The 18,783-nt window shown below is 68.6% G+C and carries 19 protein-coding genes; 16 read left to right on the top strand and 3 right to left on the bottom strand.

All coding sequences use genetic code 11. The features are described 5' to 3' along the window. The first annotated feature begins 16 nt into the window (after positions 1 to 16). The gene (hutG, locus tag CURTO8I2_RS06310; RefSeq protein ID WP_159679612.1) at positions 17 to 814 is read left to right on the top strand and encodes an N-formylglutamate deformylase; all 798 of its coding nucleotides are present in this window, start codon (positions 17 to 19) and stop codon (positions 812 to 814) included. Next, on the top strand, positions 811 to 2,238 hold the full coding sequence (mdtD, locus tag CURTO8I2_RS06305) for a multidrug transporter subunit MdtD (protein ID WP_159679611.1): 1,428 nt from the start codon (positions 811 to 813) through the stop codon (positions 2,236 to 2,238). The genes hutG and mdtD overlap by 4 nt, the downstream gene beginning before the upstream one ends. A gap of 6 nt (positions 2,239 to 2,244) precedes the next feature. Here mdtD and CURTO8I2_RS06300 read toward each other — a convergent pair whose 3' ends face one another. Together CURTO8I2_RS06300 and parE are read right to left on the bottom strand one after the other, a co-directional pair. Beyond that, positions 2,245 to 2,883, bottom strand: a complete 639-nt coding sequence (locus tag CURTO8I2_RS06300) for a methyltransferase domain-containing protein (RefSeq protein ID WP_159679609.1) — start codon at positions 2,881 to 2,883, stop codon at positions 2,245 to 2,247. 240 nt (positions 2,884 to 3,123) lie between these two features. Then, positions 3,124 to 5,013 carry a DNA topoisomerase IV subunit B gene (parE, locus tag CURTO8I2_RS06295; protein WP_159679608.1) on the bottom strand — a complete coding sequence of 630 codons (1,890 nt, stop codon included), beginning with the start codon at positions 5,011 to 5,013 and terminating at the stop codon, positions 3,124 to 3,126. 300 nt (positions 5,014 to 5,313) lie between these two features. On the opposite strand from parE, the gene CURTO8I2_RS06290 reads away from it, so the two are divergent. From CURTO8I2_RS06290 to CURTO8I2_RS06245, 10 genes are all read left to right on the top strand, one after another. After that, positions 5,314 to 5,613 (top strand): hypothetical protein, encoded by a 300-nt coding sequence (locus CURTO8I2_RS06290; protein WP_159679606.1) that lies wholly within the window; start codon positions 5,314 to 5,316, stop codon positions 5,611 to 5,613. 171 nt (positions 5,614 to 5,784) lie between these two features. Then, entirely contained in the window at positions 5,785 to 7,449 is a 1,665-nt protein-coding gene (locus tag CURTO8I2_RS06285; protein WP_159681576.1) for a CTP synthase, read from the top strand. Then, positions 7,446 to 8,279, top strand: a complete 834-nt coding sequence (gene kdsA, locus CURTO8I2_RS06280) for a 3-deoxy-8-phosphooctulonate synthase (RefSeq protein WP_159679604.1) — start codon at positions 7,446 to 7,448, stop codon at positions 8,277 to 8,279. Before CURTO8I2_RS06285 ends, kdsA begins: the two co-directional genes overlap by 4 nt. A 62-nt stretch (positions 8,280 to 8,341) precedes the next feature. After that, positions 8,342 to 8,860: a hypothetical protein gene (locus tag CURTO8I2_RS06275; RefSeq protein WP_159679603.1), complete on the top strand. Its 519-nt coding sequence runs from the start codon at positions 8,342 to 8,344 to the stop codon at positions 8,858 to 8,860. Between the two features lie 47 nt (positions 8,861 to 8,907). Continuing rightward, positions 8,908 to 10,194 (top strand): phosphopyruvate hydratase, encoded by a 1,287-nt coding sequence (gene eno / locus CURTO8I2_RS06270; protein WP_159679601.1) that lies wholly within the window; start codon positions 8,908 to 8,910, stop codon positions 10,192 to 10,194. Positions 10,195 to 10,213: 19 nt separating this feature from the next. Continuing rightward, positions 10,214 to 10,570 carry a cell division protein FtsB gene (gene ftsB / locus CURTO8I2_RS06265; protein WP_159679599.1) on the top strand — a complete coding sequence of 119 codons (357 nt, stop codon included), beginning with the start codon at positions 10,214 to 10,216 and terminating at the stop codon, positions 10,568 to 10,570. Next, positions 10,567 to 11,256: a 2-C-methyl-D-erythritol 4-phosphate cytidylyltransferase gene (ispD, locus tag CURTO8I2_RS06260; protein ID WP_159679597.1), complete on the top strand. Its 690-nt coding sequence runs from the start codon at positions 10,567 to 10,569 to the stop codon at positions 11,254 to 11,256. The genes ftsB and ispD overlap by 4 nt, the downstream gene beginning before the upstream one ends. 295 nt (positions 11,257 to 11,551) lie before the next feature. After that, entirely contained in the window at positions 11,552 to 12,049 is a 498-nt protein-coding gene (gene ispF, locus CURTO8I2_RS06255) for a 2-C-methyl-D-erythritol 2,4-cyclodiphosphate synthase (RefSeq protein ID WP_159679595.1), read from the top strand. After that, positions 12,039 to 13,154, top strand: a complete 1,116-nt coding sequence (gene truD / locus CURTO8I2_RS06250; protein WP_159679593.1) for a tRNA pseudouridine(13) synthase TruD — start codon at positions 12,039 to 12,041, stop codon at positions 13,152 to 13,154. The genes ispF and truD overlap by 11 nt, the downstream gene beginning before the upstream one ends. Before the next feature lie 89 nt (positions 13,155 to 13,243). Then, positions 13,244 to 13,474: a hypothetical protein gene (locus CURTO8I2_RS06245; RefSeq protein WP_159679591.1), complete on the top strand. Its 231-nt coding sequence runs from the start codon at positions 13,244 to 13,246 to the stop codon at positions 13,472 to 13,474. A gap of 6 nt (positions 13,475 to 13,480) precedes the next feature. Here CURTO8I2_RS06245 and CURTO8I2_RS06240 read toward each other — a convergent pair whose 3' ends face one another. Then, positions 13,481 to 14,146, bottom strand: a complete 666-nt coding sequence (locus CURTO8I2_RS06240; protein WP_159679589.1) for a response regulator transcription factor — start codon at positions 14,144 to 14,146, stop codon at positions 13,481 to 13,483. 171 nt (positions 14,147 to 14,317) lie between these two features. Here CURTO8I2_RS06240 and CURTO8I2_RS06235 point away from each other — a divergent pair, with 171 nt between their 5' ends. The 4 genes from CURTO8I2_RS06235 to CURTO8I2_RS06220 all read left to right on the top strand — a co-directional run bounded on the left by CURTO8I2_RS06235 (position 14,318) and on the right by CURTO8I2_RS06220 (position 18,725). Beyond that, entirely contained in the window at positions 14,318 to 16,162 is a 1,845-nt protein-coding gene (locus tag CURTO8I2_RS06235) for a D-(-)-3-hydroxybutyrate oligomer hydrolase (RefSeq protein WP_236551014.1), read from the top strand. Between the two features lie 75 nt (positions 16,163 to 16,237). Further along, positions 16,238 to 16,879, top strand: coding sequence for a transcriptional repressor LexA (gene lexA / locus CURTO8I2_RS06230; protein ID WP_159679587.1), 642 nt, complete (start codon positions 16,238 to 16,240; stop codon positions 16,877 to 16,879). 186 nt (positions 16,880 to 17,065) lie between these two features. Continuing rightward, the gene (recA, locus tag CURTO8I2_RS06225) at positions 17,066 to 18,109 is read left to right on the top strand and encodes a recombinase RecA (RefSeq protein WP_159681574.1); all 1,044 of its coding nucleotides are present in this window, start codon (positions 17,066 to 17,068) and stop codon (positions 18,107 to 18,109) included. Then, positions 18,087 to 18,725, top strand: a complete 639-nt coding sequence (locus tag CURTO8I2_RS06220) for a regulatory protein RecX (protein WP_159679585.1) — start codon at positions 18,087 to 18,089, stop codon at positions 18,723 to 18,725. The genes recA and CURTO8I2_RS06220 overlap by 23 nt, the downstream gene beginning before the upstream one ends. The last annotated feature ends 58 nt before the right edge of the window (positions 18,726 to 18,783 follow it).

Genomic DNA, 18,783 nt, shown 5'->3' with positions numbered 1-18,783 from the left:
CGCCTACAATGCGCCGATGCGCACCGACCTGTTCGACCTCCATCGCGGCGACGCGCCGCTGCTGATCAGCATTCCGCACAACGGCACGCGTGTGCCCGACGCGATCGCGTCGCGGCTGACCGATAAAGCCCGCCGCGTGCCGGACACCGACTGGCATGTCGCCGACCTCTACGCATTCGCGCGCACACTCGGCGCCTCGATGCTGGTCCCGACGCAGTCGCGTTATGTCGTGGATCTGAACCGGTCCGAAGACGACGTCTCGCTGTATCCGGGCCAGAACACGACGGGCCTGTGTCCGGTGGTGCGCTTCGATGGCGGCCCGGTGTACGCGCCGGGCGCCGAGCCGACGCCCCAGGAAATCACCACGCGCGTCGACACCTACTGGCGTCCGTATCACGCCGCACTCGCCGCCGAGCTCGAACGCCTGCGCACCGCGCATGGCCGGGTGGTGCTGTGGGAAGCGCATTCGATCCGCGGCACGCTGCCGTTCCTCTTCGAAGGTCCGCTGCCCGATCTCAATCTCGGCACGGCCAGCGGCGCGAGCTGCAGTCCGGCGCTGGAAGCGCGGATGACCGCGCTGCTGGCGGCGCAGTCGGCCTTCGGCTTCGTCGCCAACGGCCGTTTCAAGGGCGGCCACATCACCCGGCACTACGGACGCCCGCAGGACGGGATCGAAGCGGTGCAGCTGGAGATCAGCCAGCGCTGCTACATGGACGAAGCGACGTTCGCCTGGGACGGTGCTCGCGCGGCCCGCCTGCAGCCGCTGTTGCACACGTTGATCGCGGACGCGATCGGGTACGCGCGCGCCGCATGAGCGACCCGCGCGAACGTGATGCGGCGCTGCTGCGGCCGTTCCGGCCGATGCTGTGGCTGGTGGCCGCGGCGGTGTTCATGCAGATGCTGGACACCACGATCGTCAACACCGCGCTGCCTTCGATGGCGGTCGACCTGGGGCAGTCGCCGCTGCGGATGCAGTCGGTCGTCGTCGCCTACGCGCTGACGGTGGCGATGCTGATTCCCGCATCGGGCTGGCTCGCCGACCGCTTCGGCACGCGGCGTCTGTTCGTCGCGGCGATCGTACTGTTCTCGGCCGGCTCGCTGGCCTGCGCGCTGTCCCAGGATCTCGACGCGCTGGTCGCCGCGCGGGTGCTGCAGGGCATCGGCGGCGCCATGATGCTGCCCGTCGGCCGGCTGTCCGTGTTGCGCGCGGTGCCGCGCACGGCGTTCCTCGCCGCGATGAGCTTCGTCACCGTGCCCGGCTTGATCGGGCCGCTGATCGGCCCGGCGCTCGGCGGCTGGCTGGCCGATGTCGCGTCCTGGCACTGGATCTTCCTGATCAATCTGCCGCTGGGCGTGCTCGGCGCGATCGCGGCCCTGAAATGGATGCCCGACCTGCGTGCGCCGGTGTCGCGCTTCGATCTGCCGGGCTATGCGTTGCTGGCGTTCGGCATGATCGCGATCTCGCTGTCGGTCGAGGCCCTGTCGGGCAACGCCGCGCGGCATGCGGCGCTGGTCGTGCTGCTGGTCACCGGTCTCGCGGCGCTGGTCGCGTACTGGCTGCATGCGGCGCGAGCGGTCGCCCCGCTGTTTCCGCTGACGCTGTTCCGCACGCGCACCTTCAGCGTCGGCCTGCTCGGCAACCTGTTCGCGCGCCTGGGCAGCAGCGGCATGCCCTACATGATTCCGCTGCTGCTGCAGGTCGCATTGGGATATCCGCCCACGCACGCCGGCCTGATGATGATTCCCGTCGCGCTGGCCGGCATGTTCTCCAAGCGCATCGTCGTGCCCCTGGTCCAGCGCTTCGGCTACCGCAACGTGCTGGTTGTCAACACCGTGCTGACCGGCCTGACGATGGCGAGCTTCGCGCTGGTCGACGTGGGCCAGCCGACCTGGCTGCACATCGTGCAGTTCGCGATCTTCGGTGCGGTCAATTCCCTGCAGTTCACCGCCATGAACACCCTCGCGCTGCGCGATCTCGGCGGACCGGAAGCGAGCGCCGGCAACAGCCTGCTGTCGATGGTGATGATGCTGGCGATGAGTTTGGGCGTCGCTACCGCCGGTGGTCTGCTCGGCGCCTTCAGCGGCGCGCCGGCCGGCGATGCACCGGTGCTCGCGGCGTTCCGCTGGACCTTCGTCTGCATCGGCGCGCTGACGCTGGCGTCGGCGGCGATCTTCGCCCAGCTCGGCCGCACCCATCGCATCCCCGGGCGCGTGGTCGAGACCAGCGATCAGGGCTGACGCGTTTCAGCGGGCGGACTTGACCGCGCGCAGTTCCCACAGCACGTAGGGCGCGCGCGGCGTATACGCGCGGCCGCGCAGCCACCGCAGCCAGCGGCGCACGGCGCGTGCGGCGAGCTTGCGTGGACCGTGGTTCTCCGGCGACCCGGCTAGGGCGCTGTAGGCCGCGCCACGTTCCGTGCGGACCACCCGCACGATCTCGAAATGGCCGTGGAACCCGTACATGCGGCCGTCGGGTGACGGGCCGCAGAAGTACGTATGGCTCTCGTCGGTGATGGTGTTGACGTGGGTCGGGTCGACGAACGCATCGGTATGCGGAAACGCCGGCGTCAACGCATACAGCCGGCCGTCGTGCGCCAGTACGCGCCAGATCTCGTTCATCAGCTCGATGAAGGGAAAGCGCGTGCCGCCCTGGCCGTCGGGAAAGATCCGCGGCACGTGTTCGATGAAATCGAATGCCGACACCGATCCGAAGCTGTCGTCGGGGTAGGGAATCGGCCCGACAACGAGATTCGCGGTGCGGTGTTCGTGGGCGACATCTCCCTCAGGTGCGCGGATGTCGATGCCGCACAGCTGGGCACGGCCGTAGGGGTTGCGCGGCGCGTCGCCGCAGCCGAGATCGAGGTGGCGGTCTGGACATGGCATGGCCCGAGTGTGTCCCGGAACGCGCATTCAGGCGTTACGTCTCCGTTAGCCGAGCGCGCTCCGCAGCCGGCCACGCATGGGGCGGACGGTGGGCCAGGAGAACCTGAAGAGGAGCACCGCACTTCGTTGCTGCGCACCGGCGCACGCGCCATCCCGGCGCGACGGACCGGGCAGGATCGATTGCCGTGGCGCGTCCTTCGCGCTCGCAACACCGGCGCTCGTACGATCCCGTCGCCGCGCTCAGACTTCCAGCGTCGCCAGGTCGCCCTTGGTCTCGAGCCACGCCTTGCGGTCGCCGGCACGCTTCTTCGCCAGCAGCATGTCGACCAGCGAGCGCGTCTGCAGGTCGTCGTCGATCGTCAGCTGCACCAGACGGCGCGTGTCGGGATGGATCGCCGATTCGCGCAGCTGCGAGGGATTCATCTCGCCCAGACCCTTGAAGCGGGTCACGTTGATCTGGCCCTTGAGCTTCTCGCGCGCGATCTTCTCCAGCAGCAGGCGCTTCTCTTCTTCGTCCAGCGCGTAGAACACCTGCTTGCCCACGTCGACGCGGAACAGCGGCGGCATCGCGACGAAGATGTTGCCGGCCGCGACCAGCGCCGGGAAATGGCGCAGGAACAGCGCGCACAGCAACGTCGCGATGTGCAGGCCGTCGGAGTCGGCGTCGGCCAGGATCACGACCTTGCCGTAGCGCAGGCCGGAGATGTCCTCCTTGCCCGGATCGCAGCCGATCGCGATCGCCAGGTTGTGCACTTCCTCCGACGCGAGCACCGAGGTGCTCGCCACTTCCCAGGTGTTGAGGATCTTGCCGCGCAGCGGGAGGATCGCCTGGAAGTCCTTGTCGCGCGCCTGCTTGGCGCTGCCACCGGCCGAGTCGCCCTCGACGAGGAACAGTTCGGTGCGCGAGAGATCCTGGCTGATGCAGTCGGCCAGCTTGCCCGGCAGTGCGGGGCCCTGGGTGACCTTCTTGCGGACGATCTGCTTCTCGGTCTTGAGCCGCGCGCTGGCGCGGTCGATCGCGAGCTGGGCGATCTTCTCGCCGAGGTCCGTGTGCTGGTTGAGCCACAGGCTGAAGGCATCGTGCGCGGCGCCTTCGACGAAGCCCGCGGCCTGGCGCGACGAGAGCCGCTCCTTGGTCTGGCCGGAGAACTGCGGGTCGGTCATCTTCATCGACAGCACGAAGGCGACACGGTCCCAGACGTCTTCCGGTGCCAGCTTGACGCCGCGCGGCAACAGATTGCGGAAGTCGCAGAACTCGCGCAGCGCGTCGGTGAAGCCGGTGCGCAGGCCGTTGACGTGGGTGCCGTGCTGCGCGGTCGGGATCAGATTGACGTAGCTCTCCTGCACCAGTTCGCCATCCACTACCCACGCGACCGCCCAGTCGACGGTCTCGGTGTCTTTTTTCAGCGCGCCGACGAACAGCTCCGGTGGCAGCAGCTCGCGCTGCGCCAGTTCACCCTTGAGGTAATCGCGCAGGCCGTCCTCGAACAGCCACTGGTCGCGCTCGCCGGTCGCCTCGTCCAGCAGCGTCACGGTCAGGCCGGGGCAGAGCACGGCCTTGGCCCGAAGCAAGTGGCGCAGGGCGCGCACGCTGAACTTCGGGCTGTCGAAATACTTCGGGTCCGCCCAGAAGCGCACCCGGGTGCCGGTGTTCTTCTTCCCGACGGTGCCGACCACTTCAAGTGGCGAGGCGCGGTCGCCATCACGGAAGGTGATGCGGTGCTCGCTGCCGTCACGCTTGATGTGCACTTCCACCAGCGTCGACAGCGCATTGACCACGCTGACGCCGACGCCGTGCAGGCCGCCGCTGAAGGTGTAGTTCTTGTTGTTGAACTTTCCGCCGGCGTGCAGGCGCGTGAGGATCAGCTCGACGCCAGGAATCTTCTCTTCCGGATGGATGTCGACCGGCATGCCGCGGCCGTCGTCGGACACCTCGCAGCTGCCGTCCTTGAACAGCGTGACGGCGATCTCGCGGGCGTGCCCGGCCAGCGCTTCGTCGACGGCGTTGTCGATGACTTCCTGCGCCAGATGGTTCGGGCGCGTGGTGTCGGTGTACATGCCGGGGCGGCGCTTGACCGGATCCAGGCCGGAGAGGACTTCGATGTCGGCTGCGTTGTAGCGGGTGTTCATTCGATGCTGCGCGGCGGGAATCGGCGCATGTTAAAGGAATTGCCGGTTCGCCGATTCGCAGGTGTGGCCCAACTCGGAACGACGCGATCCGCGTCACCGCTGCATGTAAGCGGTTGCAACGAAGTTAGGGCCGTGTGGACCCCCTGTAAGCAGGCCGTTGTTCAGTCGCGGGCCGGGTGGCGATGGCTAGGTTCGAACCGTCGAGCAGATCCCGCCGACACCCTTCATCCGCCGCCGCTGCGGATGGTTTGCAAGACGCAACGCTGCTCCATCTTTCGACTTCAAATCCGGAGAGTCCCCATGAAGACCCGCAACGTGCTGTTCGCCGCCATCGTCGCCACCGCTTTCGCCGCACCCGCGTTCGCCCAGGATGCCTCCGTCGAGCAGCAGGCCCGCGACGCCCAGGTCGCCGCGCAGCAGGCCGAGCAGGCCGCCCAGACCGCCGAAGCGTCGGCACAGGCCGCCGAGACCGCCGCCACCGAGGCCGACTACGCGACCGATGCGGTGAACGAGGCCTACGACGCGCAGGCCGAGGCCGCCGCGCAGACTGCCGAAGAGCCGGTGCCGCAGGTCGAGGAAGAAGAGGAAGATCCGGCCTGATCCAGGCGCCAGGCTTCAACCCAGAACGCCCCGGCCAGCCGGGGCGTTCTGCCGTTCGGAAGGGCATCGATGTATCGATCCGGTCCGACGGGCCGGGCGCCATCGCGCCACAGCCTGTAGAATGGGGCTTTCCAGCGACCTGCTGTGCCCATGACGCCTCCTTCCAGTTCCATCACTCCGCTCGTGTTCGTGACCGGCGGCGTGGTCTCTTCCCTCGGGAAGGGCATCGCGGCCGCCTCGCTGGCCGCCATTCTCGAAGCCCGCGGCCTGCGGGTGACGATGATGAAGCTCGATCCCTACATCAACGTCGATCCCGGCACGATGAGCCCGTTCCAGCACGGCGAGGTCTACGTGACCGACGACGGCGCGGAAACCGACCTCGACCTCGGCCACTACGAGCGTTTCATCAATGTGCGCCTGTCGGGCAAGAACTCGATCACGACCGGCAAGATCTACGAGAGCGTGATCCGCAAGGAGCGCCGTGGTGATTACCTCGGCGCGACCGTGCAGGTCATCCCGCACATCACCGATGCGATCAAGCGCGCGATCGACGAGGCCACGCAGGGGTATGACGTGGCCCTGGTCGAGATCGGCGGCACGGTCGGCGACATCGAGTCGCTGCCGTTCCTCGAGGCCATCCGCCAGATCCGCACCGACCGCGGCAGCGACAAGGCCGTCTTCATGCATCTGACCCTGGTGCCGTACATCGCGGCCGCCGGCGAGCTGAAGACCAAACCCACCCAGCATTCGGTCAAGGAACTGCGTTCGATCGGCATCCAGCCCGACATCCTGCTGTGCCGCAGCGAGCAGCCGTTGCCCGATGGCGAGCGCCGCAAGATCGCCTCGTTCACCAACGTATCGGAAAAGGCCGTCATCTCGGCCGTCGATCTCGACAACATCCACAAGATCCCGATGTGGCTGCATGCGCAGGGCCTGGACGAACTCGTCGTCGAGCGTCTGCGTCTGGGCGACAAGGCCAAGCCGACCGCCGACCTGTCGGAGTGGATCGACGTGGTCAACGCGGTCGAGCATCCGATCGACGACGTGGTGATCGGCGTCGTCGGCAAGTACGTCGACCACAAGGACGCCTACAAGTCGGTCGGCGAAGCGCTCAAGCACGGCGGCATCCGCCAGCGCACGCGCGTGAGCCTGAAGTGGATCGAGTCGCAGGACATCGAGCGCGACGGCGCCGCCGCGTGGCTCGGCGATGTCGACGGGGTGCTGGTGCCCGGCGGCTTCGGTGACCGCGGCTTCGAAGGCAAGGTCCTGGCCTCCCAGTACGCACGTGAAACCGGCCTGCCGTACTTCGGCATCTGCTACGGCATGCAGGCGGCCGTCGTCGACATGGCGCGCCACGTCGCCGGTCTCGAAGGCGCCAACAGCACCGAGAACGACAAGCAGTCGCCGCATCCGGTCATCGGCCTGATCACCGAGTGGCGTACGCAGACCGGTGAGGTGGAGCGGCGCGACGAGAAGAGCGATCTGGGCGGCACCATGCGCCTGGGCCTGCAGGAGCAGCGTCTCAAGCCCGGCACGAAGTCGCGCGAGGTCTACGGGAAAGATGTCGTCGGCGAGCGTCACCGCCACCGTTACGAATTCAACAATCGCTACCGCACCCAGCTCGAGGATGCCGGCCTGGTGATCGCCGCCAAGTCGATGGACGACCTGCTGGTGGAAATGGTCGAGCTGCCGCAGCACCCGTGGTTCATCGCCTGCCAGGCGCACCCCGAGTTCCTGTCGACGCCGCGCGGCGGCCATCCGCTGTTCGTCGGCTTCGTGCGCGCCGCGCGCGAACGCAAAGCCGGCGGCGCGCTGCTCAAGGAGGCACACGCATGAAGCTCTGTGGATTCGAGGTCGGTCTCGACCAGCCGTTCTTCCTGATCGCCGGTCCCTGCGTCATCGAGTCGGAGCAGCTGCAGCTCGACGTCGCCGGCCAGCTGAAGGAGATCACGCGTGATCTCGGCATCAACTTCATCTTCAAGTCGAGCTTCGACAAGGCCAACCGTACCTCCGGCACGAGCTTCCGCGGCCCGGGGATGGAAGAAGGCCTGCGCGTGCTGGCCGAGGTGAAGCGCCAGCTCGGCGTGCCGGTGCTGACCGACGTGCACGAATACACGCCGATGGACGAGGTCGCCTCGGTCGTCGACGTGCTGCAGACGCCGGCCTTCCTCGTGCGCCAGACCGACTTCATCAAGAAGGTCTGCGCCGCCGGCAAGCCGGTCAACATCAAGAAGGGCCAGTTCCTGTCGCCGTGGGACATGAAGCCGGTCGTCGAGAAGGCCAAGTCCACCGGCAACGAGCAGATCATGGTCTGCGAGCGCGGCGCGAGCTTCGGTTACAACAACCTGGTCAGCGACATGCGCTCGCTGGCGGTCATGCGCGAGACGCATTGCCCGGTCGTGTTCGACGCCACCCATTCGGTGCAGCTGCCGGGCGGGCAGGGCAATTCCAGCGGTGGCCAGCGCGAGTTCGTGCCGGTGCTGGCTCGCGCGGCGATCGCTGTCGGCGTGGCCGGCGTCTTTATGGAAACGCACCCCAAGCCCGAAGAAGCGCTCAGCGACGGCCCGAACGCGTGGCCGCTAGGCCGCATGCGCGCGCTGCTGGAAACCATGCTCGAACTCGACGCCGTGACCAAGCGTGCCGGCTTCGCGGAAGCGGACCTCTGACCGGCTGGCGAATACGTTCTGGTCCGGGAAGCGTGATTTCATCCAGAACAGTTGAAGTCGTGATGCGCGGCGCACGCTCGTTTTGGCTTGCAATGGCGCTCATCCTGGTGTCAATGCCGTCCGTCGCCTGCTCGTGGGGCGATCCCTCGCGTCGACTCCAGGACGAGATTCGCGGCTATTACGATGCTGATGTGGTCTTTCTCGCGCGAATCCGTGATGTTAAAGAACGTCCCCCCGGCGGCAATGACCGTTTCTGGACGGCTGTCGCTACATACGACGTGCTCGAGGTCTATCGGGGCACGCCGTCCAGCGACGGCGTCGTCGCATCTGAAATGACTTTCAAACCGGGTGTTGACGGGGCTCCCCCCAGCTCCTGTACTGGAGGTTCTCTCCCGACGGGTAGTGAAGGTGCCGTTTTGCTGATCTTTGCATCGAGACAGGATCGGGAAGATGCCGCCTCTTACTACACAATCGACCGATTCAACACCTCGCGGATAGGCGCCTGCGAAGGGTGCGACGCTGTCCTGGAAAGAATGCGCCTGTACGGTGAAGCTGAGCACGTCCCGCTGAAGCAAAACTAGAATCCGTTTTTCCGTTTCATCCTTCGACATTGAGACTTTTTGCGACCATGACGACCATCGCCAAGATCCACGCCCGCGAGATCCTCGACTCCCGTGGCAATCCGACCCTCGAAGCCGAAGTGACGCTGGACGACGGCAGCTTCGGCCGCGCGATGGTGCCCTCCGGTGCCTCGACCGGTGCCCGCGAGGCGGTGGAACTGCGCGATGGCGACAAGACGCGGTATCTCGGCAAGGGCGTGCGGAAGGCCGTCGGCAACGTCAACGGCGCGATCGCCGATGCGCTGAAGGGCTTCGATGCCGCCGACCAGGCCGGTCTCGACAAGCGCCTGATCGATCTCGACGGCACCGAGAACAAGGGCCGCCTGGGCGCGAACGCGCTGCTGGGCGTCTCGATGGCGAACGCGCACGCTTTGGCCGCGTCGAAGAAGGTTCCGCTGTGGACGTTGCTCGGCGGCGACCGTGCGCCGGTGCTGCCGGTGCCGATGATGAACATCATCAACGGCGGTGCGCATGCCGACAACAACGTCGACTTCCAGGAATTCATGGTGCTGCCGGTCGGCTTCTCGAGCTTTTCCGAGTCGCTGCGCGCGGGCACCGAGATCTTCCACGCGCTCAAGTCCGTGCTCAAGAGCCACGGCCTGAGCACGGCGGTGGGCGACGAAGGCGGCTTCGCGCCGGATTTCCGCAGCAACGTCGAAGCGCTCGACACGATTCTCGAAGCGATCGGCAAGGCCGGTTACGCGGCGGGCGACGACGTGCTGCTGGGTCTGGACGTCGCGTCGAGCGAATTCCACGACAACGGCAAGTACCACCTGGTCGGCGAGAACAAGCGCCTCACCGGTGAGCAGTTCGTCGACTTCCTCGCCGACTGGGCCGCGCAGTATCCGATCGTCACGATCGAGGACGGCATGGCCGAAGACGACTGGACCGGCTGGAAGCAGCTGACCGACCGTATCGGCGACAAGGTGCAGCTGGTGGGCGACGATCTGTTCGTCACCAATCCGCGCATCTTCAAGGAAGGCATCGATTCGAAGACCGCGAACGCGATCCTGATCAAGGTCAACCAGATCGGCACGCTGACCGAGACCCTCGAAGCCATCGCGATGGCGGACGCGGCCGGTTACGCCGCGGTCGTGTCGCACCGTTCGGGCGAGACCGAGGACACGACGATTGCCGACATCGCGGTCGCCACCACGGCCACGCAGATCAAGACCGGTTCGCTGTGCCGCAGCGATCGCGTCGCCAAGTACAACCAGCTGCTGCGTATCGAAGAGGCCCTGGGCAGTGCTGCCAGGTACGCCGGTCGGGATGCGTTCGTGTCGCTGAAGCGCTGATCCCCCGGGACACACGTCAATGCGCGCGTTGCTCGTCGTGCTGCTGGTGCTCGCCACGCTGCTGGCCTGGTTGCAGTACCGGCTGTGGTTCGGCGTGGGTGGGACCGAGCAGGTCGAGGAACTGCGCGGCCGCGTCGAGGCGCAGGCGCGCCAGAACGAAGGTCTGGAGCAGCGCAACGCCGCGCTGGCGGCCGAGGTCGCCGATCTGAAATCGGGCGAGGCGGCGATCGAGGAACGCGCGCGTGGCGAGCTCGGCATGATCAAGCCGGGTGAAACCTTCTACCGCGTCGTCGACGATGCGCGCATCGCGCCGCTGCCGGCCGAGCACGCGCTCGACCCCGACGCGCCGCGCCGCGCGCAGGACCAGACCCCGTGAGCAACTGGGTGATCGTGCCGGCCGCCGGTCGCGGCAGCCGGTTCGGCGGCGCGGTGCCGAAACAGTTTCTCGAGGCCGGCGGGCGCAGCGTTCTGGCGCACACGCTCGACGCGCTCGCCGGTCACCCCGGCATCGGCGGCCTCGTGCTGGTGCTCGGTCCCGATGACGCACCGCAGCTGCCCGAGGCGGTGCTGCACGGCAAGCCGCTGGTCCGCGCACTGGGCGGCGACACCCGCGCCGCATCGGTGCTCGCCGGGCTGCACGCATTGCCCGACACGGTCCGCCCCGACGACTTCGTGCTCGTGCACGACGCCGCGCGTCCGAACCTGCATGCCGGCGATCTCGATGCGCTGCTCGAACGCGGCCGCATGGATCCGGTCGGCGCGATCCTCGCCGCGCCCGTGCGCGACACGCTCAAACGGGCCGGCGACGACGGCGGCATCGACGGCACCGAGCCGCGCGAACGCCTGTGGCGCGCGCTGACGCCGCAGCTGTTCCGCCGCCTGCAGCTGGGCCGCGCACTCGAAGCGGCCGACGCCGACGGCATCACCGTCACCGACGAAGCCATGGCCATGGAGCGCCAGGGGGCCCGGCCGCTGCTCGTCGAAGGCCGCGAGGACAACTTCAAGATCACCACGCCAACCGATTTCGCGCGCTTCGAATTCGAGCTGTCGCGACGGTCGTGACACGCGTCAGAACCGGCACATCTTCTTCCGGGAGAGCGCCTGCCCCGGATCCGGGGTCGACGCGCATCGGGTGAGAACGGTGCGCAGCCGATGACCGGTCCGAACGCGGTACAGGCGGTGCTTCGATCGTCAAGCGTCGGCGGCGCCCAACAATTGCAAGTCCGCAAGCGCGCGTCGTTCGGACGCCGGGCTTCGCTCCGGTCTACCCATCCGCCGCCGCCGTACCGCCCTTCCGACTTGCCCGCATCCCGATCCATGGCAAGCTGCCGTCCCGTTTTCCTGCAGGGTCCGCCGCATGACCGCCACGCCTGATTTCCGCATCGGCCAGGGCTTCGACGTCCACGCCTTCGGCGACGGCGACCACGTGATGGTCGGCGGCGTCCGCATTCCGTTCGAGCGCGGCGTGCTTGCGCACAGCGACGGCGACGTCGCGCTGCATGCACTGTGCGACGCGATGCTCGGGGCGCTTGCGCTCGGCGACATCGGCGTGCATTTCCCGCCGTCCGACGACCGCTGGAAGGGCGCCGACAGTCGTGCGCTGCTGCGGCACTGCAACAGCCTGCTCGCCGAGCGTGGCTGGCGCGTCGGCAACGCAGACGTCACCGTGATCTGCGAACGGCCGAAGATCGGTCCGCATGCGCACGCGATGCGCGCGACCGTGTCCGAGGATCTGGGCATCGCCCTCGACTGCATCTCGGTCAAGGCCACGACCAGCGAACGGCTGGGCTTCACCGGACGGGGCGAGGGCATCGCCGCGCAGGCGGTGTGTCTGCTGGTGCGCGATGGCGGCTGAGCCGGACGACGGCGCCGCGCTGGCGGCCGGGACGCCGACCGCGCATGGTGCGCCGGTCCTGTCGGCGAAGATCCGCCAGCATCCGTCGGATTTCCGCGTCGACGAGATCGACGGCTTCGAGGCCAGCGGCGCGGGCGAGCATCTGTTGCTGACGATCGAGAAGACCGGCATGAACACCGCGTTCGTCGCGCGGTTGCTCGCGCAGTGGGCGGATGTCGACGGTCGCGCGGTCGGCTACGCGGGACTCAAGGATCGCCACGCGCTCACCACGCAGCGCTTCAGCGTGCAGCTGCCCGGTCGCGACGCCCCGGACATCGCCGCGCTCGAAGCGCTGGCCAGCGGTCACGGCCAGTCGCTGCGCGTCCTGGCGCAGGCGCGGCATTCGAGGAAACTGCCGCGCGGCGCGCTGGCGGGCAACCGCTTCGTCCTGACCTTGCGCGATGTCGTTGGCGATGCCGCCGCGATCGACGCGCGCCTCGAAACGATCGCGGCTTGCGGTGTCCCCAACTATTTCGGCGAACAGCGCTTCGGCCACGACGGCGGCAACATCGACAAGGCGCTGCGCATGTTCGCCGCGCCGCGTCGACGCATGGACCGGGAGCAGCGCGCCATGCTGCTGTCGGCCGCACGCTCTGCGCTGTTCAACCGCGTGCTGGCGGCGCGGGTGGACGCCGGCGACTGGGACACCGGACTCGACGGCGAGGTGTGGATGCTCGACGGCAGCCGCAGCGTGTTCGGACCCGAACCGGCCAACACCGAGCTCGCCGCGCGCACCGCCGCGCACGACATCCATCCCACTGCGCCCCTGTGGGGCCGCGGACCGCTGCGGAGCACCGGCCTCGCGCTCGCCCGCGAGACCGCGGCGCTGGCGGATGCGCAGGCGCTCGCGTTGCGCGACGGACTGGAGACCGCCGGTCTGTCGCAGGAGCGTCGCGCGACCCGTCTGCGTCCCGGCGGTCTGGAATGGACCTGGCCGTCGGCGGACCGCCTGCAACTGGCATTCGTGTTGCCGGCCGGTTGCTATGCCACCGCAGTGCTCGCCGAACTCGGCACCATCGGCAACGCCGCCCGTCGGCCTGTCCCGGACGCGCCGACCGGCGGTTGATCGGCGCCGGCGCGACGGGTGTATAGCGCAGGGGCAGGTGCGTAACGGCGGCGGACCTGCGTCCGAGCCAGTCGCCGCGGAGTACGACCATGCCGTCCTGCCTCCGGGTCACCGTCGCGTTGTCCGCCTGCGTGCTGGCGGCCTGCGCCAGCACCTCGCCTCCCATGGCCGGCGCACCGGCCGATGCGCCGCGCCTGCGCGCCATCGATCCACCGCGCATCTCGACTGACGACGACTACGTCGCGCGGGTGAACCGCGAAGCGCAGCGCCGTGGTCTGCAGGTGCAGTGGATCAATCCGCCGGTGCGGCGCAACGACTGATCGCGCTCAGCCGGCGACACGCTGCGCGGGATCGCTGATCTCCAGCCCGCGCAGGATCACCCCGGCATGGGTGCGGTTGCGCGCGCCCAGCTTTTCGAAGATCGCCGACATGTGCGCCTTGATCGTGCGTTCCTGCACATCGAGTCGATCGGCGATCTGTTTGTTGAGCAGGCCTTCGGCGACCAGACGCAACACCCGGAACTGCTGCGGGGTCAGGCTGGCCAGCCGCGCGGCGAGGTCCATGTCCTCGGGCGCCGATTGCGCGCGCGCCACCGCGCCACGCAATGCGGGCGGCAGCCATTGCGCGCAGTCGAGCACCGTGCGGATCGCCTCGCGCAATTCGTCGAGGCCGGCGCTCTTGGGGATGTAGCCGGCCACGCCGTGATCGAGTGCCCGGCGCACCACCAGCGGGTCCTCGTTCGCCGACACCAGCACCACGGCGACCGCCGGGAACTGCGCGCGGATCGCCGCCAGTCCGGCCAGCCCGTGGTTGCCGGGCATGTGCAGGTCCAGCAGCACGAGATCAATGTCGTCCTCCCGCTCCAGCGCTTCGAGCACGCCGTCGAGCGTTTCGGCTTCGCGCGTGCTGACGTTGGGCGCCGCATCGGCCGCCGCGCCGCGCAGCGCGGCGCGGAAGAGCGGGTGGTCGTCGGCGATCAGCAGCTTGGGCATCGGGGGCCGGTGTTGGGGATTCGGAATCGGGGATTCGGCGGAGAGTGGCAGCGAACGCTGGCGTCGAATCCCGCATTCGGATCCGGTCGCCACACTAGCAAGGCCGGAGCGGTCGCGCGGCTGGTACCAAAGTACGATGGTCCATGGCGAGCGCGCTGCTACGGTGCCTACATGACCAAGACCCGCATGCTCCGGCCGCTGTGCCTCGCCACCCTCGCGCTCTCGCTCGCCGCCTGTGCCGGCAATGCGACGCGCAGCGATCCTGCCTCGATGCGCGGAGACGACGCCACGATGTTCAGCGCCCAGCGCACCAGCCTCCATCGCGGCGATGACGATCTGCTGACCGCAGGGCTCGGTCTGGCCGGCCTGCAGGCGATGACGCCGCCGACCTTCGCCGACCCCGAGCGTCCGCTCGCCGCCGAAGCGCGTCGTCGCGCGTTGTGGGCGAACTGGCGTGGCATCGCCGACCTCGCGCCGGGCGGCGGCTACGGCACGCTCTACGGCAGTCTCGCGTCCGTACCGGGCCGCGAATTCCACGCGCTGGCCACCGTCCCCGGCGCCTCGCAGCCGCATCGCGTGCTGGTGCAGGTGCCCGACGGCTTCGACCGCACGCGTCGCTGCATCGTGGTCACCGCGTCGTCCGGCTCGCGCGGCATCTATGGCGCGATCGCCGTCGCCGGCGCCTGGGGTCTGCCGAAGGGCTGCGCCGTTGCCTACACCGACAAGGGCGCAGGCACCGACTACTTCGATGCCGATGCGGGCATCGGCATTGCGGCCGACGGCACGCCGTCCGCTGATCGCGCACAAGCCGTATTCGAGCCGGAGGACGCGGAGCAGGGCGTCGCGTTCAAGCACGCGCATTCGGGCGACAACCCCGAGGCCGACTGGGGCCGCCACGTGCGCCAGGCTGCCGAGTTCGCGCTGCAGGCGCTCGGCGAGGCCTATCCCGATGACGCGCCGTTCGATTTCGACAGCACCCGCGTCATCGCGGTCGGCATCTCCAATGGCGGCGGCGCGGTGCTGCGCGCGGCGGAACTCGAAGGCGACTGGCTCGATGCCGTGGTCGCCGGCGAACCCAGCATCCACGTCGATGCACCGGGCGCGCGTTCGCTCTACGACTACACCACCGAAGCCGCGTTGCTGATGCCGTGCGCGCTGCTCGCCGTCGACAACCTGCCGCAGCCGCCGTTGACCGCACAGGTCGCACCGCTGTGGACCGCGCGCTGCGCCTCGCTGCGCGCGGCCGGTCTGGTCGAAGGCAACGACACCGCGGCGCAGTCGCGGTCCGCCCTGGACACCCTGCGCACGCACGGCTGGACCGATGGCGCGCTGCGCGCGGGTGCCCTGTCGGCGGGCTTCGATCTGTGGCGCGCGATCGCCACGACCTATGCATCCGCCTATGGCCGCTTCAACGCGGACGCGCATCCCTGCGGATACCGCTACGCGGCGCAAGGCCCGGACGGCAGTCCGCGTCCGGCGACCGCAACCGAACGTGCGGCCTGGTGGAGCGACGGCAGCGGCATTCCGCCCGGCGCCGGCGTCGGGCTCGTGGACACGCGCATGGCCGGCGGCGATCCGCTGCTGCCGGGCCTGCAGTGCCTGCGGGCGCTCAACGACGGCGACGATGCGGCCGCGCGCCGCGTGCAGGCCGGTATCGCCGAAACCCGGGCCGGTCTGCCGCGCGCGGGTCTGCCGGTGGTCGTGGTCCATGGCGCCGATGACGGCCTGATCCCGATGGCCTTCACCAGCACGCCGTATGTCGGATGGGCGCAGGCGGCCGGGCGCGACGTGCGCCTGTGGCAGGTTGCGAATGCGCAGCACTTCGACGGATTCCTCGGCCTGCCGGACTATGCCGCGCGTTATGTGCCACTGCTGCCGTACGTCTACGCCGCGCTCGACCGCGTGGATGCGCACCTGGATGGCGAGGCCGCGTTGCCGGTGGACGCGGCAATCGCCACGACTCCGCGCGGCGCGGGCAAGGCGCTGGACAGTACGCATCTCGCCATTCCGGAATGACCGGCTGACCGCACGCGCCTGCCGGAACGCCTTCCGGCTTGCGCAGTCCATGCGTTAGTAGTAATACTACTCACCATGGACCTGACCCAGACCCAGCACGCGATTCTCGAAATGATCGGCGAGCGCATCGCCGCCGAAGGCATGCCGCCTTCGCAGACCGAGATCGCCCGCGCATTCGGTTTCAGCGGCGTGCGCGCCGCGCAGTACCACCTCGATGCGCTCGAAGCCGCCGGTGCCATCGAGCGGGTGCCGGGCCGGGCGCGCGGTATCCGCGTGCTGGTGCCGGTGCAGCAGGCGCAGCACGCGCTGACCCTGGGCGCGACACCCGGCGATGCGCTGCGTCTGCCGGTGCTCGGGCAGGTCGCCGCCGGTGCGCCCATTGGCGCGGACATCGGCTCGGACGACTACCTGGTGCTCGACCGCGTGCTGTTCTCGCCGTCGCCCGACTACCTGCTCAAGGTCAAGGGCGACTCGATGCGCGACGAGGGCATCTTCGAAGGTGATCTGATCGGCGTGCACCGCACCCGCGATGCGCGCTCGGGGCAGATCGTCGTCGCCCGTGTCGACGACGCGATCACGGTCAAGCTGTTGAAGATCGGCAAGGACCGTATCCGCCTGATGCCGCGCAATCCGGACTACGCGCCCATCGAGGTATTGCCCGACCAGGACTTCGCGATCGAGGGCCTGTACTGCGGCCTGGTCAGGCCCAACCGTTGAGCGCGCGGCCGCTTGTGCGCATGGCGCGCGCGGTGTTCCCCGACCGTCATCCGCGCCGCGCGCCGCTGACCGGCCGCCACACCGCCACTTAATTTTGTGTCCTCCCGGCAGCGTCGCAAGCTGTGCGACCTGCGACTGCGAGGATGCTTCCACCAGACCGGAACACGAATGACGAGGACCACCACGATGGACGAGAACAAGAAGCGCGCGCTCTCCGCAGCCCTGAGCCAGATCGAGAAGCAGTTCGGCAAGGGCTCGGTGATCCGCATGGGCGACCGCGTGTCGGAAGTGGTCCCGGTGATCCCGACCGGTTCGCTGCAGCTCGATCTCGCGCTCGGCATCGGCGGCCTGCCGCGCGGCCGTGTCATCGAGGTCTACGGCCCCGAGTCGTCCGGCAAGACTACGCTGACCCTGCAGACGATCGCGCAGTGCCAGAAGATGGGCGGCGTCGCCGCCTTCATCGACGCCGAGCACGCACTCGATCCCACGTACGCGGCCAAGCTCGGTGTCAATGTCGAAGACCTGCTGGTCTCGCAGCCCGACACCGGCGAGCAGGCGCTCGAGATCGCCGACATGCTGGTGCGCTCGAATTCGGTGGACATGGTGGTCGTCGACTCCGTCGCCGCGCTGACCCCGCGCGCCGAAATCGAAGGCGAGATGGGCGACCAGCTGCCGGGCCTGCAGGCCCGTCTGATGAGCCAGGCACTGCGCAAGCTGACCGGCAACATCAAGCGCAGCAATTGCATGGTGTTCTTCATCAACCAGCTGCGCATGAAGATCGGCATCATGATGCCGGGCCAGAGCCCTGAGACCACGACCGGCGGCAACGCGTTGAAGTTCTATGCCTCGGTCCGCCTCGACATCCGCCGCATCGGCGCGATCAAGAAGGGCGACGAGATCATCGGCAACCAGACCCGCATCAAGGTCGTCAAGAACAAGATGGCGCCCCCGTTCAAGCAGGTCATCACCGAGATCCTCTACGGCGAGGGCATCAGCCGCGAAGGCGAACTGATCGACATGGGTGTCGAGGCCAAGCTGGTCGAGAAGGCAGGCGCCTGGTACAGCGCAGGCGACGAGCGGATCGGGCAGGGCAAGGAAAATGCCCGCCAGTACCTCAAGGACAACCCGGAAGTGGCCGCGCGCATCGAGGCGGGCATCCGCGAGAAGCTGCTGCCGGCAGCCGTGCTGGCGGCCGCAGCGGCGGGCAATGAAGAAAACGACGACGACTGAGCCGGTCGCGTCGGGCTTGCCCGGCGGCCGCGAATCGCATGACACGGACCTGCCGGCTGGCGGGTCCGTGGATGCCTTCGACGCAGTCGGGTCTGGCGCGACCGCCGAAGGTGACCCGCCTGCCGCAGGCAGGCGCAAGAAACGCCGCGAACTGACGCCCGCCCAGCGGGCGTTGTCGTTGCTGGTACGGCGTGAGCATTCCCAGCCCGAACTGCTTCGCAAGCTCGCGGCGCGCGGCATCGAGCCCGAATCCGCCGCCGACGCCGTCGAACGCATGCGCGCGGCCGGCTGGCAGGACGACGGCCGCTTCGCCGCGAGCCTCGCCCGAAGCCGCGCCACGGGCGGCCACGGCCCGCTGCGGATCGAGGCCGAACTGGCGACGCATCGGCTCGATGCCGGCAAGATTGCCGCCGCCTTCGAATCACTGGCCGCCGACGGGGAGGCCGATTGGCCACAACGCGCGCGTGATCTGCTCGAGCGCCGTTACGATGTGGCCGCGTTCGAAGACGATCCGGCACTGCGGCGCAAGGCCGTGGATTTCCTGCTGCGCCGTGGATTCGATGGCGAGACCGCCTATGGCGCGGTGCGCGCTTTGCGGGATGGGCGGAACGGCTGAGTCACTGCGAGACGCTGCGGCATCGGGTGCCGAAGCGGCGGGGCGCGTAGCCCCCGGA

This window comes from Luteimonas sp. 9C, assembly GCF_902506295.1.
In the GTDB taxonomy this organism is placed as follows: Bacteria; Pseudomonadota; Gammaproteobacteria; order Xanthomonadales; family Xanthomonadaceae; genus Luteimonas.
Note: the sequence above shows the minus strand (reverse complement) of the source record. Positions and strands in the feature narration are given on the sequence as shown.

Bases quoted from the DNA above. Each gene is read 5' to 3' on its own strand.
- truD (WP_159679593.1), top strand. From the start codon at position 12,039: ATGGCGGCTGAGCCGGACGACGGCGCCGCGCTGGCGGCCGGGACGCCG.
- ispF (WP_159679595.1), top strand. From the start codon at position 11,552: ATGACCGCCACGCCTGATTTCCGCATCGGCCAGGGCTTCGACGTCCAC.
- CURTO8I2_RS06275 (WP_159679603.1), top strand. From the start codon at position 8,342: ATGCGCGGCGCACGCTCGTTTTGGCTTGCAATGGCGCTCATCCTGGTG.
- CURTO8I2_RS06235 (WP_236551014.1), top strand. From the start codon at position 14,318: ATGACCAAGACCCGCATGCTCCGGCCGCTGTGCCTCGCCACCCTCGCG.
- CURTO8I2_RS06220 (WP_159679585.1), top strand. From the start codon at position 18,087: ATGAAGAAAACGACGACGACTGAGCCGGTCGCGTCGGGCTTGCCCGGC.
- CURTO8I2_RS06240 (WP_159679589.1), bottom strand. From the start codon at position 14,146: ATGCCCAAGCTGCTGATCGCCGACGACCACCCGCTCTTCCGCGCCGCG.
- CURTO8I2_RS06290 (WP_159679606.1), top strand. From the start codon at position 5,314: ATGAAGACCCGCAACGTGCTGTTCGCCGCCATCGTCGCCACCGCTTTC.
- parE (WP_159679608.1), bottom strand. From the start codon at position 5,013: ATGAACACCCGCTACAACGCAGCCGACATCGAAGTCCTCTCCGGCCTG.
- recA (WP_159681574.1), top strand. From the start codon at position 17,066: ATGGACGAGAACAAGAAGCGCGCGCTCTCCGCAGCCCTGAGCCAGATC.
- hutG (WP_159679612.1), top strand. From the start codon at position 17: ATGCGCACCGACCTGTTCGACCTCCATCGCGGCGACGCGCCGCTGCTG.
- ftsB (WP_159679599.1), top strand. From the start codon at position 10,214: ATGCGCGCGTTGCTCGTCGTGCTGCTGGTGCTCGCCACGCTGCTGGCC.
- kdsA (WP_159679604.1), top strand. From the start codon at position 7,446: ATGAAGCTCTGTGGATTCGAGGTCGGTCTCGACCAGCCGTTCTTCCTG.
- CURTO8I2_RS06245 (WP_159679591.1), top strand. From the start codon at position 13,244: ATGCCGTCCTGCCTCCGGGTCACCGTCGCGTTGTCCGCCTGCGTGCTG.
- lexA (WP_159679587.1), top strand. From the start codon at position 16,238: ATGGACCTGACCCAGACCCAGCACGCGATTCTCGAAATGATCGGCGAG.
- CURTO8I2_RS06300 (WP_159679609.1), bottom strand. From the start codon at position 2,883: ATGCCATGTCCAGACCGCCACCTCGATCTCGGCTGCGGCGACGCGCCG.
- eno (WP_159679601.1), top strand. From the start codon at position 8,908: ATGACGACCATCGCCAAGATCCACGCCCGCGAGATCCTCGACTCCCGT.
- mdtD (WP_159679611.1), top strand. From the start codon at position 811: ATGAGCGACCCGCGCGAACGTGATGCGGCGCTGCTGCGGCCGTTCCGG.